The sequence below is a fragment of the Chryseobacterium sp. FG46 genome, assembly GCF_057809135.1.
The window spans coordinates 354,308-367,184 of sequence record NZ_JBMDJJ010000001.1 but is presented as its reverse complement, the minus strand read 5'-3'; the positions used below and the strand labels follow the sequence as shown (position 1 = coordinate 367,184).

At 36.4% G+C, this 12,877-nt stretch carries 12 protein-coding genes and 1 pseudogene; 6 read left to right on the top strand and 7 right to left on the bottom strand.

Annotation, left to right across the window (positions count from 1 at the left end):
* A pseudogene (locus ACODR7_RS01605) lies at nucleotides 1-1,220 on the top strand (hypothetical protein); the annotation flags it as partial.
* 99 nt (nucleotides 1,221-1,319) lie between these two features.
* Here the strand turns inward: ACODR7_RS01605 and ACODR7_RS01600 are convergent.
* The 3 genes from ACODR7_RS01600 to ACODR7_RS01590 form a co-directional block, all read right to left on the bottom strand.
* On the bottom strand, nucleotides 1,320-2,357 hold the full coding sequence (locus ACODR7_RS01600) for a peptidylprolyl isomerase (protein ID WP_228402413.1): 1,038 nt from the start codon (nucleotides 2,355-2,357) through the stop codon (nucleotides 1,320-1,322).
* 82 nt (nucleotides 2,358-2,439) lie between these two features.
* Nucleotides 2,440-2,952: an FKBP-type peptidyl-prolyl cis-trans isomerase gene (locus ACODR7_RS01595; RefSeq protein ID WP_488836726.1), complete on the bottom strand. Its 513-nt coding sequence runs from the start codon at nucleotides 2,950-2,952 to the stop codon at nucleotides 2,440-2,442.
* A 170-nt stretch (nucleotides 2,953-3,122) separates the two neighbouring features.
* A complete protein-coding gene (locus ACODR7_RS01590) occupies nucleotides 3,123-4,193 on the bottom strand; it encodes a branched-chain amino acid aminotransferase (protein ID WP_488836724.1) in 1,071 nt (356 codons plus the stop codon).
* An 85-nt stretch (nucleotides 4,194-4,278) separates the two neighbouring features.
* On the opposite strand from ACODR7_RS01590, the gene mnmC2 reads away from it, so the two are divergent.
* The gene (mnmC2, locus tag ACODR7_RS01585; protein ID WP_488836722.1) at nucleotides 4,279-4,953 is read left to right on the top strand and encodes a tRNA (5-methylaminomethyl-2-thiouridine)(34)-methyltransferase MnmC2; all 675 of its coding nucleotides are present in this window, start codon (nucleotides 4,279-4,281) and stop codon (nucleotides 4,951-4,953) included.
* A 223-nt stretch (nucleotides 4,954-5,176) separates the two neighbouring features.
* Nucleotides 5,177-5,593 (top strand): NUDIX domain-containing protein, encoded by a 417-nt coding sequence (locus ACODR7_RS01580; protein ID WP_488836720.1) that lies wholly within the window; start codon nucleotides 5,177-5,179, stop codon nucleotides 5,591-5,593.
* Nucleotides 5,594-5,614: 21 nt separating this feature from the next.
* On the opposite strand, the gene ACODR7_RS01575 is transcribed toward ACODR7_RS01580, so the two are convergent.
* Complete coding sequence (locus ACODR7_RS01575) at nucleotides 5,615-6,319, bottom strand: DUF4294 domain-containing protein (protein WP_488836719.1); 705 nt, start codon at nucleotides 6,317-6,319, stop codon at nucleotides 5,615-5,617.
* A 51-nt stretch (nucleotides 6,320-6,370) separates the two neighbouring features.
* Here ACODR7_RS01575 and chrP point away from each other — a divergent pair, with 51 nt between their 5' ends.
* Together chrP and rpe are read left to right on the top strand one after the other, a co-directional pair.
* Nucleotides 6,371-7,444 (top strand): chryseobasin maturation metalloprotease ChrP, encoded by a 1,074-nt coding sequence (chrP, locus tag ACODR7_RS01570; protein WP_488836717.1) that lies wholly within the window; start codon nucleotides 6,371-6,373, stop codon nucleotides 7,442-7,444.
* Nucleotides 7,445-7,800: 356 nt separating this feature from the next.
* The gene (rpe, locus tag ACODR7_RS01565; RefSeq protein WP_034698534.1) at nucleotides 7,801-8,451 is read left to right on the top strand and encodes a ribulose-phosphate 3-epimerase; all 651 of its coding nucleotides are present in this window, start codon (nucleotides 7,801-7,803) and stop codon (nucleotides 8,449-8,451) included.
* A gap of 433 nt (nucleotides 8,452-8,884) precedes the next feature.
* On the opposite strand, the gene chrH is transcribed toward rpe, so the two are convergent.
* Together chrH and chrA are read right to left on the bottom strand one after the other, a co-directional pair.
* Nucleotides 8,885-9,982 carry an MNIO family chryseobactin maturase gene (gene chrH / locus ACODR7_RS01560; RefSeq protein WP_488836715.1) on the bottom strand — a complete coding sequence of 366 codons (1,098 nt, stop codon included), beginning with the start codon at nucleotides 9,980-9,982 and terminating at the stop codon, nucleotides 8,885-8,887.
* Nucleotides 9,983-9,985: 3 nt separating this feature from the next.
* Nucleotides 9,986-10,207, bottom strand: a complete 222-nt coding sequence (gene chrA, locus ACODR7_RS01555) for an MNIO class RiPP chryseobasin precursor ChrA (RefSeq protein WP_488836714.1) — start codon at nucleotides 10,205-10,207, stop codon at nucleotides 9,986-9,988.
* 143 nt (nucleotides 10,208-10,350) lie between these two features.
* Here chrA and ACODR7_RS01550 point away from each other — a divergent pair, with 143 nt between their 5' ends.
* Nucleotides 10,351-12,198 (top strand): alpha-L-fucosidase, encoded by a 1,848-nt coding sequence (locus tag ACODR7_RS01550; RefSeq protein ID WP_488836712.1) that lies wholly within the window; start codon nucleotides 10,351-10,353, stop codon nucleotides 12,196-12,198.
* Between the two features lie 77 nt (nucleotides 12,199-12,275).
* On the opposite strand, the gene ACODR7_RS01545 is transcribed toward ACODR7_RS01550, so the two are convergent.
* The gene (locus ACODR7_RS01545) at nucleotides 12,276-12,692 is read right to left on the bottom strand and encodes a nucleoside-diphosphate kinase (protein WP_034687444.1); all 417 of its coding nucleotides are present in this window, start codon (nucleotides 12,690-12,692) and stop codon (nucleotides 12,276-12,278) included.
* Nucleotides 12,693-12,877: the final 185 nt, after the last annotated feature.

The following is a 12,877-nucleotide window of genomic DNA, read 5'->3' as shown; positions in this document are numbered from 1 at the left end:
CAATCACCTCAAATGGAAATGTAGGAGTAGCAACCAATACACCCGATACGAAACTAACCGTACAGACACCGGATAATAGTTTTGGAATCAACCACACCAATGGTTCGATTAATCTGAAAACCTATATTGGGGGAGGAGCTGCCTATATGGGAACCGTTACTCCCAATGATTTTAATTTGACGACCAATAATACATCTAAAGTTACAATCACCTCAAATGGAAATGTAGGAGTAGCAACCAATACACCCGATACGAAACTGACTGTCCAGACACCGGATAATAGTTTTGGAATCAACCACACCAATGGTTCGATTAATCTGAAAACCTATATTGGGGGAGGAGCTGCCTATATGGGAACCGTTACTCCCAATGATTTTAATTTGACGACCAATAATACATCTAAAGTTACAATCACCTCAAATGGAAATGTAGGAGTAGCAACCAATACACCCGATACGAAACTGACTGTCCAGACACCGGATAATAGTTTTGGAATCAACCACACCAATGGTTCGATTAATCTGAAAACCTATATCGGGGGAGGAGCTGCTTATGTAGGAACTACTACTGCTAATGCTCTAAATCTTAACACTAATAATACGCCTAGAGTAACAATCACCTCAAATGGAAATGTAGGCGTTGGCCTGAACAATCCAAATCGGACGCTGGATGTAAATGGTAATGCAAGAATCCGAAAGATAGATTATGTCAATACTGCTCTTAATTCAGGAATTGTACTGGCAGACAGTGGCGGTGCTATTTCGCAAATCAGCACCAGCAACTTTATCAATTCCCTGAAAATACCTAATAATATTTTCAATGCCCAACAAACATCATCTATCCCGACTTATATGCCAGGAAATGGGGCGATGAACACTGTAAAATTCGGATCAGTCAACATTAATTCATCAGGCTCAGGTACCTGGAATGCATCAGGCAGCACATACACAGTGGCAAAGACAGGAGTGTATCAGATTGTAGCAGGAGTAAAGCTTGAGAATATAGATCCAAATGCTGCGGTTAGTTTATATATTAACGCAGGCCAGGATAGCTGGGCATTTTCCGGCACCAAACTAGTAGGAAGTAAAAGGTCTTTTGGGGGAACCTTTGTAAAATTACTGAATGCGGGAGAAGTAATAAGCTGTGTAACAAGTTCAGGAGGAACAGCCAGCTATACTCAGGGTGTTTCTTTTTTACACATTATTTATACACCGCTATAGAGCTTGTAATCAAACAAATGATAATAACTTAATTAAAGTACACAATTATAATTAAGATAACAATAAAATAGGCTGCCCCTCAGGCAGCCTATTTTATTGTTATTTCACTTTTACAAGCTCAACATCGAAAACTAACCAGGAATTTGGCGGGATCACTCCTCCTGCTCCTCTTTCTCCGTAAGCCATTGCTGGCGGGATCAATAATGTAGCAGTTTCACCTTCTTTCAATAACAGGATACCTTCATCCCATCCTTTGATTACTCTTCCCATTCCGATTGGAATTTCGATGGGTTCGTTTCTCTTGAACGAAGAATCAAATTCAGTTCCGTCTACCAATTTACCTGCATAGTGTACAGATACGTTATCACCCGCTTTAGGAGCTTTACCGTCAGCTGTTTTTGTGATTTTATAGTAAAGACCTGATTCAGTTTTTTGCATACCAGCTTTTAGGTTTTCCACCAATTTCTCCTGGTTAGCTTTAAATTCTTCTTCTCTTTTCTTCTTTTCAGCTTCTTCTTTAGCGATGAAAGCTTTATTGTTTTCTGCAATTTTAGCTTTTCCTTCATTGAAAGTTTTAGCCGCATCGTAGTGCTTGTACTCGTCACCTTTGCTGAAAACAGAAACTTTTTCTAAAACGATATCAGTTTTAGGTTTATCCTGAGCTCCTTTCTCAACGTTGGCAATCGCATCAATCACATCATTTCCTTTTACCACTTTTCCGAAGATCGTGTGTCTTCCGTCTAACCAAGGTGTAGCTACTTCAGTAATGAAGAATTGAGAGCCGTTGGTATTGGGTCCAGAGTTCGCCATAGAAAGAATACCTTTTCCTGTATGCTTAAGATCGTTTTTCTCATCCTCGAATTTATATCCGGGATCTCCCATTCCAGTTCCCTGAGGATCACCTCCCTGGATCATGAAATCTTTGATTACTCTGTGGAAAATAGTTCCGTCATAGTAAGGAACTCCTTTAGCCTTAGCTTTGTTGTCGATTTTCCCTTCTGCAAGACCGATAAAGTTGGCTACAGTTACTGGTGCTTTCTTGTCCTCAAACTTTACAATTAAGTTACCTTTTGTAGTTTGAAGATTGGCATAAAGTCCGTCATTAAGACCTTCGTAAGTTTCTTTGTCTACGTTCATTTTTTTATAAATTGGGGTACAACTCATCAGCGAAATACTTGCCGCTGCCAGAATTATATTCTTGTTAAACAATTTCATATTTTTATAAAGCTTTTAATTTTATGATTAATGGAATGTCGTTGTCTATTTTTTTTTCGTCTCCGTAAGTTCCGTAGGCCAAAGAAGACGGTACCAAAAGTGTTACTTCCTCTCCATCATGTATAAAACGCAAAGCGTTCTCCACTGCTCTCAGTTCATCAAAGTGCCCGAATTTGGCATCTCTTCTTTCAAAAGGCTGATCATAGATTTTAGTCTGATCAAAATCATACAGATCATAAGAATAGGAAATTGTAGTTTCATCTTTCCTTCTTTCCCTTTGATCATAACCTTCTACCGTTACCCAATAATTAAGCTGTGTTGGATAATACTTTACAGACTGGCCGCTGATCCAATCCTGAATCTGCCCACGTTCTATAATATTAAGATTTTTCATCCTGTTCTTAGAAACATCCAGATCTTTCTGGCTCAAAACACCACCTACAGGAGGATGGGCCGTCTGTGCATTTCTGTTGCAACTCAACAGGCTTATGGCTGATATGAAGATTATTTTTTTCATAAACTTTTGCGAAAATACACATTTCGCGAATCAATTACAAAACTTGACACACAAATATGTAAATGTTGTAACGTATTGATCTCCGCTAAAACGCTTCGTATATTTTACGTGAATACTTCAATACGAAAAAGCCGGGAAAACCCGGCTTTCATATCGTTATATCAATAGTATTACACTGTTTCCAATACGTGATCTACCATCACTCTCCATCCGAACGGATCTTCAGATAAGTTGGTTTGTAAGTCTACCAAATCTTTCTTAAGAAGAGCCGCATAGCTTTCTTCATCAGATAATCTTGGAAGTTCAAGTTTTTCTCCCTGATATCCTAATGCCTGGAACTGAGTGGTTACTACTGCTGTACCTACTCCCCATACTTCTTTAAGCTCCCCTTTCTTTAAAGCTTCGATTACTGTTTTCACAGGAATTGGTTCTATTTTTACTTCGATACCTCTTTTCTTAGCTAATTGAATGAAGCTGTCTCTTGTTACTCCGTCAAGGATTTTCTCAGATGTTGGAGGGGTGTAGATTGTATCATTAATTCTAACAAACACATTCATTGTACCACTCTCTTCGAAATATTCGTGAGTAGCATCATCAGTCCAGATGATTTGCTCATAACCTTCTTCAATAGCCAACTGTGTTGGATAGAAAGAAGCCGCATAGTTACCTGCAGCTTTTGCAGAACCTACACCTCCGTTTGCCGCTCTTGAATAGTGATCAGAAATTTTCACAGATACCGGCTCAGAATAATAGCTCTTTGCAGGTGTTGCAACAATGGCAAACATATATTTATTTGATACTCTTGCTTTCAAAGCTTCCTCTGTGGCAAAAATCAAAGGTCTGATATAAAGTGACATTCCTTCCCCCTGTGGAATCCACTCTCTGTCAATATCTACCAAAGCTTTCAATCCGTCTAAAAACATTTCTTCAGTCACTTCCGGCATAGCAAGACGCTTCGCTGACTTATTGATACGTTCAAAATTCTTTTCAGGCCTGAAAAGGAAAACCTGCCCGTCTTTGTCTTTATAGGCTTTCATACCTTCAAAACAAGCTTGTCCATAATTTACTCCCATCATGGCAGGTGTAAATGGAATCGGACCGTAAGGAACTAATTTTACATCACCCCATTTTCCGTTTTCATACTCACAAATGATCATATGATCAATGAAAGTACCACCAAATGAAAAATTGTTAGGGTCAAATGTAGAAATTCTGGAGTTTTCAGTTTTTTGAATTATCATTTTTTAAAATTTTTACGATGTTCTACAAATTTAACATAATTTTCTAAATATAAAAATTTTAGAGTAAATTTGACAAAAAAATAGCTTGAAAAGAGAAATAAAGACCACCAACGACGGCAGTAAAACATTGTTTATCAATGATTTAAATGAAAACTATCATTCTCATCACGGAGCCTTGCAGGAAGCCGAACATGTGTTTATCAAAAATGGACTTAATTTAGTAAATGATTGCGAAATTAATATTTTAGAACTCGGTTTTGGAACAGGTTTGAATGTTTTGGTAACAATTAATGAATATTTAAAAACTGACAAAAATCATGTCATCAATTATTTTTCGCTGGAAAAATACCCCATAAATGAATCCGAAGTTAAGGATTTGGCTTACTTTGAACTTTTCGATAACCCAGAGTTTAAAAATATTTATCAGAAAATTCATCTGGCAGATTGGGAAAAGTCAGTAGAAATCATTAGTGGATTCAATTTAAAAAAGATAGAATGTGATTTTTTCGACCTGAAAGACATTGATCTGCCAAAAATAAACCTTGTTTACTTTGACTGTTTTGGAGCCAGAGTACAGCCAGATCTTTGGGAAAAGCCATTATTTGAACTGGTTTCTGACAAAATGGCCATTAATGGATTATTAACCACCTACTCTTCTAAAGGCAGTGTGAGAAGAATCCTTCATGAACTGAATTTCCAGGTTGAGAAAAAGCAAGGACCTCCTGGAAAGAGAGAGATGATTAATGCTATCAAATTATAGGATGGAAGATGGAAGCTTGAAGTTGGATGTTGGATGTTTACAGCCCGCTGCTTAATTAATTTGATTTTTTATTTAAAAATAACAATCAATATATATAAGATATGCTACTTCAACATTATTAAGAATAAATAGTGTTAAAACTCCCAGCTTCGCACTTCCAACTTCCAGCTTTTTCTCAACAAAATTTCTTACATTAGCTATACAAATATTATACATTATATATATGATAGATAAGATCAACATTAGAGTGTATGCGTGTGCAGTAAAAAACAAACAAGTTCTGACTTTATTTGAGGAATATGCCGGCGAACCTTTAATGAAATTTCCGGGTGGCGGATTAGAATTCGGTGAAGGCGTACTGGAATGCCTGCATCGTGAGTTTGATGAAGAACTTAACGTGAAGATCAATGTTCTGGAACATCTTTATACTCAGGAAAACTTTCTTGTATCCCGTTTCAGAGAGAATGAGCAGCTTCTTACCATATATTATGTAGTAGATATTGTTAACGAGGAAGATTTTATTATTTTGGATCCCTGCATCGAAAAAACAGAATGGATTGATATAGACAGACCAGACAATCCCTTCCCTCTTCCAATAGATAAAATTGTATTCGATAAATTAAAAGAAAAATTCCTGTAAGTATTCTTACAGGAATTTATATTATTTTTTTACTTTAAAATCATTGGCTCCGGGATAAGGCTGCAGATAACCTGAGTTCCAGTTGGATTGCAGTAACGACTCTATAAATTCATCACTTCTGTTAGCGTGAGGATCATAGCGTTCTTTCAGATCAATATCAGCCATTCTTCCTTTTACATTCCACCAGAAAGCACTCCATCCACCTCTTAATTCCTTGATAATTTCAAATACATTTTTATCGGTTGCCCTGTTCATCAGCTTTGCAAAAACCTGCCCTTCGGTAGTCGTAAGATCTCTTAATTGTTTTTCATATTGGTCAGCAAGCATATTTTGTCTTTCTCTTACAAATTTTCTTTTGGCTTTACTGTCCATGTCATTCATATCTTTCTGGATATCTCTGTACTGCTGGAGTGCAGTAACAAACAAAGGATAAACTCTGTACAGCTTTTTATTCAGGAAGTAATAGTAATTCTTATCCAGCTGGTTATTAAATCGTGGTTTATTTACTAAAACCAACTCATCTAAAACGACTACAGGCTCACCATTGATTTCATACACCTTAATCTTCTGCTGCTCGTCATAATAATATTTATTACCAAGCTCATCCACTTTCAGGGATTCAGGCGGATACTGATTAAGCGGTTTTGCGACAATACCATCCTTCTGGCCAAAAACATTGACTCCAAAAAAGAGAATAAAAAGGCAGATAGTCTTACTAAAATTCATTATTTTTACACTTATAACAACGAAAATTAAACGCAAAAATCATTCCTTTTTATGAAATTTGAAAAGAAATCTTTGAAATTTTTAGAGAAATATTTAAACACTTCATCACCAACCGGTTACGAACATAAAGGACAGGAAGTCTGGATGGACTACATCAGACCTTACGTTGACAAAGTAGAAGTAGATCATTATGGAACCTGCTATGGGATCATCAATCCTGAAGCTGAATTTAAAGTAGTAATTGAAGCACATGCTGATGAAATCTCATGGTACGTCAATTATATTACGGATGACGGATTGATCTACGTGATCAGAAACGGAGGTTCTGACCAGACGATTGCTCCTTCAAAAGTTGTTCATATTCACGGTGAAAACGGAATTGTAAAAGGAGTATTCGGATGGCCGGCTATTCACACAAGGACCAATCAAAATGAACCTACTCCAAAAATCGAAAATATCTTTATCGACTGTGGTGCTACTTCTAAAAAGGAAGTAGAAGAAATGGGAATCTTTGTAGGATGTATGATCACTTACCCGGATGAATTCTTTGAAATGAACGACAGATATTTTGTCTGCAGAGCTCTGGACAACAGAATCGGTGGTTTCATGATTGCTGAAGTTGCCAGACTTTTAAAGGAAAATAAGAAATCTATCCCATTCGGACTTTATATTACAAACTCTGTGCAGGAAGAAGTAGGTTTATACGGTGCGGATATGATTGCTGACACCATCAAACCGAATATTGCTATCGTAACTGACGTTACCCATGATACTACCACTCCGATGATTGAAAAGAAAAAAGAAGGAGATCAGAAATGTGGTGTCGGACCGGTCGTATTTTTTGCACCAAGTGTTCATCATACCATCAGAGAACTGATTATTGATACTGCAAAGACCAAGAAAATACCTTTCCAAAGAGCTGCCGCCAGCCGAGCTACCGGAACTGACACAGATGCTTTTGCCCATTCTAACGGCGGAGTACCAAGTGCTTTAATTTCCTTACCTTTGCGTTATATGCATACTACAGTAGAAATGGTATCTAAAGAAGATGTAGGTAATGTGATTAAACTTATCTATGAAACGGTTCTTAAGATCAAGCCAGAAATGAAACTGAAGTATCATTAATAAAAATGAAAAACGTCTTTTATCATCTAATCCGAAAACCAACTTTTATATCAGTTTTAACTGTTGTCTTTTTTAGCTATATCATCTTTTTAGCTGTATATAAAATATTTTATCCTCCCAAAATAGGGTCAGCATATAACATGATCCTTGAGATGTTGATAATTGTCAGTTTTGTACCTTTAGGATTATTTATAATTGACAGATTATTAGTTATTAAAATTAATCATATCAGATTAACAATCGTAGAAGCTATTATATTCGGATGTATTTCCCTGTATTATTTTTTGGTTGTTAATCCATTTTAAAGAAAGAAAGAAAGAAAGAAAGAAATCTAAGTAAAAGTATAAAAAGTAAAAATGAAAACGAAGCTTATTGCTCCATCCCTTTTATCGGCAGACTTTGGGAATCTGCAAAGAGACATTGAAATGCTGAATAATTCCCAGGCTGACTGGTTTCACATTGATGTAATGGACGGAAGATTTGTGCCTAACATTTCTTTTGGGTTTCCGGTAATGAAAACCGTTCAGCAGCATGCTAAAAAATTCGTAGATGTTCATCTGATGATCGTAGAACCTGAAAAATATGTTGATGAATTCATCAATCATGGTGCTGATCTTGTTTCTGTACATTATGAGGCATGTACTCACCTTCACAGAACCATCCACCACATTCAGAGTAAGGGAGCAAAAGCAGGTGTTGTTTTAAATCCTTCTACTCCGGTATTAATGCTTGAAGACATTATTGCTGATGTGGATCTTGTATTATTAATGAGCGTAAATCCAGGTTTTGGAGGCCAGAAATTTATTGAGAATACTTATAAAAAGATAGCCGAAACCAAAGATCTGATCTTAAGCAACAACTCTACGGCGCTTATCGAGGTAGACGGAGGAGTAAATCTTGACAACGCTTCCAAATTATTTGAAGCCGGAGCTGATGTTCTTGTTGCAGGAAATGCTGTTTTCTCAGCCGAAAGTCCGGAAAGAACAATTGAACTTTTAAAGATATAAAAGAATCAAAACAATAAACAAAAGGCAGCCATTGGCTGCCTTTTCTCTTGTTTGGAAATTTAAGTCGTCTTGGTTATAATCTTTTTTTCAACTTATTTGAAAATGTTTAAAACTATCTTGCTAACAACACAAAGATCTGAATAAAGCCAGACGTACACATGCGTAGAAACACCTAATTTAACAGTAAGTATTTTTACTTAATCCATTATATTTTTCATACTTTTTTGTTCCAGACACAGGCACAGACCACAAAAATGATCAAAATCACGGAAAAAACGGTTCTGATATTATTCAGAAAATTCCATCTGTTTTCAAAACTCTCCCGCATCTGCCTGAAAACTCTCCTATCAGAGCAGTGAGAACAGCAGCAGTAATGATCAATACTAATATTGTCATTTTCATATCATTTGATTTTGTTCGCCAGAGAATGGAATTAATAGGGATTCCATTTTTTAATGATATTCTGGGCAGTAAGAATCATTTCAGCATCCCATTTTTCAGTTTTAAAATAATAAAAATCCAGATCTTTAATGGTTTCAACATCTGCATTATCATAAAGAAGTTGGGTAAGCCTTGATTGTTCTTCATATAAAACCAGGTCTTCCAAAGGTTTTTCCGAAAGTTCCACTTCCATCTTGCTCCAGTTACTTTTTTCTTTCCCATTCAACTCTGAAGCTTCAATGATCATTTTAACTTTACTAAAATCATCCAGGAAGTGATCTCTTTCTTCGTCTGTCTTTAAAGTATGGCCGAGTCTTTCAATGATCATATATTCAAGATTTTCGCATTGTGTAAGTACAGATGGCAGTACAGAAAGAATATCCTGAGGAATAATATCATCATGAGTATCTCTTCTCACCTGTTTTTTTCCATATACACTATCCTGCCAGCTTCCTCCCGAAAGATGAATTTCTTTGACTTTATCCAGCGGGTACAAATCAATGATCTCCTGCATCTCTAATTCAAAATTACAGGATTGACAGTAAATATTATGAAGATCAAGAATTAGAAATCCATTGGTATCTTCCGTGAGCTTGTCAAGAAAAACGCCTTGTTCTTTCACATCTTCAATGGAAAATGAAAATGCCAGATTTTCTATCCCCACAGGAATATTTACGGCTTCCTGCAGCCTGTATAATCTGTCTTTTCCTATTTGTAAAGTTTTGGAGTGTAAAGATACCGGCAACGGTACTCCCTGATGAAAATTTTCGGTATTCATGAAACCAAAATGTTCCGTAATATGATTGTATTTCCGCAGATTAACTTCTTCTTTTAGTTTTTTCAGCCATTCTTCCTGTCTTTCCGTCCACCTGGCATCAAATAAAGAGTAATAAACCCCATGTCCTATCAAGCGGTTATTTTCAGCATAAAAATTCAACAGATCCCTGAGCCAATCCGATTCATTGGCATGATAAAGGGTGTCAAAAGACCACTCCATCACGTCGATGGAATTATTCTGCAACAATGGCAAAACAGCAGAAACAAAATCCGCTTCTGCCATCATTGACACTCCTAACATTGGTTTTTTCATCTTCTACCCCATTCCGCAAGCCGGGCAGCCATGTCCACGGAGCACAAGTGTATCTTTTTTAACAACCGGCTTGGGCGTTCCTGGTTTTTTCTTTTCAACCGTATCTGTAGAAGTGGCTTTCTTTACTTTTTTAACGGACTTTTTTGTTTTACCTTCCGGTTTAGTAGTCTGCGCAGATACACTCACCGCTAATAAACTTGCCATTAATATTGCTGGAATTTTCATAATTTCTTTTCAAATCAATTTTACAATAAACGTTCTATTTATAAAAATACAATAATAAGAAACGTTTTGATAACAATTATCAGAAACTATTTTATACTATAATAATTTCTTTATCTATATTTAATGCTAAAATAAATCTGGATATGAAAAGTAGTCTGATTAAAGCTGTTTTCCTTGGATTGATGTTATCTGCACACAGTATCGATGCACAGGTTCAGACAGTGGACAACAGCAAAAAAATGGAATGGTTCAACAATGCAAAACTGGGTATTTTTATTCATTGGGGAATCTACTCCGTCAATGGAATATCCGAATCATGGTCCTTCTTCAATAATTATATTAATCACGAAAATTACATGAAACAGCTGAATGGTTTTTCAGCTTCAAAATACCAACCCGAACAATGGGTAAATCTTATTAAGGAATCCGGAGCAAAATATGCTGTCATTACAACAAAACATCATGATGGAGTATCACTATGGAACTCAAAAGCAGAAAAAGCGACAAGCATTCCTCAAAACTCTCTGGCAAAAAAGGATGTTTTAACCCCTTTTGTTTCAGCTCTGAAAAAATCAGGATTAAAAACAGGACTTTATTTTTCGTTGCCGGATTGGACTCATCCGTATTATGATATCAATACCCGGACAAAAAAGCGTTACGAACTTAAAAGTGATCCGGCACGCTGGCAGAATTTTTTAAGCTATTATCAAGGTCAGCTTAATGAGCTTTCTAGCCAATATTCTCCGGATCTTCTTTGGTTCGATGGAGACTGGGAACATACTTCCGAAGAATGGAAAGCTTCTCAAACCCTGGATTTACTCAAGAAATACAATTCCAATATCATCATTAATTCGAGGCTTAACAATCACGGAGATTACGATACTCCTGAACAGGGTATTCCTGTTGTTGCACCACAAAATCCATACTGGGAGCTTTGTTACACCATGAATGATTCCTGGGGATATCAGCCTTTTGACAAAAATTATAAGACACCCAACATGATTGTAAGAACACTTGCAGATGTGATCAGCATGGGAGGGAATCTTCTGCTTGATATAGGACCCAGGTCGGACGGAACCATTCCGGAAGAGCAAATTGAAATTCTTAAAAATCTGGGGCGATGGACTTCCAAAAATCAGCATGCCATTTATGAAACCACCCGAGGTATTCCTTTTGACAATTATAAAGGAAAATCTTCTTTATCAATCTCCAAAAAATCTTTATTCCTTTATCTGGAAGAAGTCAAAAACTTTACAAAAATCTATGGAGTGACAACAAAACCTATTTCCGCAAAAATCCTGGGAGATCCATCTGCTGTTATCACAATGGCTTATAATGCTGAAAAAACACTGACACTGAATTTCTCCAATGTAAAATTTGACAAAGATGTCACCGTGGCAGAAATTACTTTTGACACACCTCCTGCGTTTCTGAAAGATTTTAAGAAAGAAGATCATCCTCTTTCCGAAATACTGGAAAACAAAAATACCCGGGAAGCAGCCTATGATATCGCCAATGCTCTGAACTATAATCAAAATTTACTGACACAAAAAGGTCTTACCAATGATGGTCTCGACATGAAAATAAAAAAAACACCTAAAACAAATCCAGAAACCACAGAATGGATAAGCAAACATGCTGAAACTTTATTTGAGACAGGAAAAGGGCTTCCTGCTGGTCATTACTCAGGAATGAGCGCTCTGTCAAAAGACAAACAGACTCTTTATCTTTTTGTGGAAGGAGTGCCTACCGGCCCTATTGCTCTGAAAGGAATAAAAAATGAGATTGCCAGAATAAGAGTGGTTGGTGAAGGCACTATGCTGCCTCATACCATCTACAATAAACTGTACTGGAGCGACAGACCGGGAATTATTTATATTGATGTTCCAAAGGAAAAACTTGATAAACAAATGACTGTCATTGCTGTTTTACTGAATAAACCTCTGGAACTCTACAGAGAAAATGTGGGAGCTATTGAAAACAACCTTTAATATATATGGAACACCCATTTATATCAAAACAAAATCCGGAGAAAACTCCGGATTTTTTATTTTGTAAGATGATTTTCTTAGAAAATCTCTCTTCCTGAAAAATGAAACTGAGCTTCGATTAATGCATTCTCATCAGAATCTGAACCATGAACTGCATTTTCTCCGATGCTTCTTGCAAACATTTTTCTGATAGTACCTTCTGCAGCTTCTGCAGGGTTAGTAGCACCGATTAATGTTCTGAAGTCTTCAACTGCATTGTCTTTTTCTAAAACTGCTGCAACGATAGGACCAGAGCTCATGAATTCTACTAATTCTCCATAAAATGGTCTTTCAGCGTGTACTTCATAGAATTTTTTTGCATCAGCAACTGTAAGCTGAGTTAATTTTAAAGCTTTGATTTTAAAACCTCCTTCAGCAATCTTACCCAATATAGCACCGATATGTCCGTCTGCAACAGCATCAGGCTTAATCATAGTGAATGTAATGTTAGACATAAATGTATATTTTTTTAATGGCGCAAAATTACAAAAAATATCTTTGATTTTTATTTTAATTTTTTTTTAACATAAAAATAACTTTTATTAAGAAATCGTAACACAAACTTTGGCACAGTAATTGTTTATTATTTTCCGATTCTCATGTTTAATTTGAGTTTTCATGGTTATTAGTTTTTACCCAG

Excerpts from the sequence above, each read along its gene's own strand:
- ACODR7_RS01600 (WP_228402413.1), bottom strand. The coding sequence starts at position 2,357 with ATGAACGTAGACAAAGAAACTTACGAAGGTCTTAATGACGGACTTTAT.
- ACODR7_RS01595 (WP_488836726.1), bottom strand. The coding sequence starts at position 2,952 with ATGAAAAAAATAATCTTCATATCAGCCATAAGCCTGTTGAGTTGCAAC.
- ACODR7_RS01590 (WP_488836724.1), bottom strand. The coding sequence starts at position 4,193 with ATGATAATTCAAAAAACTGAAAACTCCAGAATTTCTACATTTGACCCT.
- ACODR7_RS01580 (WP_488836720.1), top strand. The coding sequence starts at position 5,177 with ATGATAGATAAGATCAACATTAGAGTGTATGCGTGTGCAGTAAAAAAC.
- ACODR7_RS01575 (WP_488836719.1), bottom strand. The coding sequence starts at position 6,319 with ATGAATTTTAGTAAGACTATCTGCCTTTTTATTCTCTTTTTTGGAGTC.
- chrP (WP_488836717.1), top strand. The coding sequence starts at position 6,371 with ATGAAATTTGAAAAGAAATCTTTGAAATTTTTAGAGAAATATTTAAAC.
- rpe (WP_034698534.1), top strand. The coding sequence starts at position 7,801 with ATGAAAACGAAGCTTATTGCTCCATCCCTTTTATCGGCAGACTTTGGG.
- chrH (WP_488836715.1), bottom strand. The coding sequence starts at position 9,982 with ATGAAAAAACCAATGTTAGGAGTGTCAATGATGGCAGAAGCGGATTTT.
- chrA (WP_488836714.1), bottom strand. The coding sequence starts at position 10,207 with ATGAAAATTCCAGCAATATTAATGGCAAGTTTATTAGCGGTGAGTGTA.
- ACODR7_RS01550 (WP_488836712.1), top strand. The coding sequence starts at position 10,351 with ATGAAAAGTAGTCTGATTAAAGCTGTTTTCCTTGGATTGATGTTATCT.
- ACODR7_RS01545 (WP_034687444.1), bottom strand. The coding sequence starts at position 12,692 with ATGTCTAACATTACATTCACTATGATTAAGCCTGATGCTGTTGCAGAC.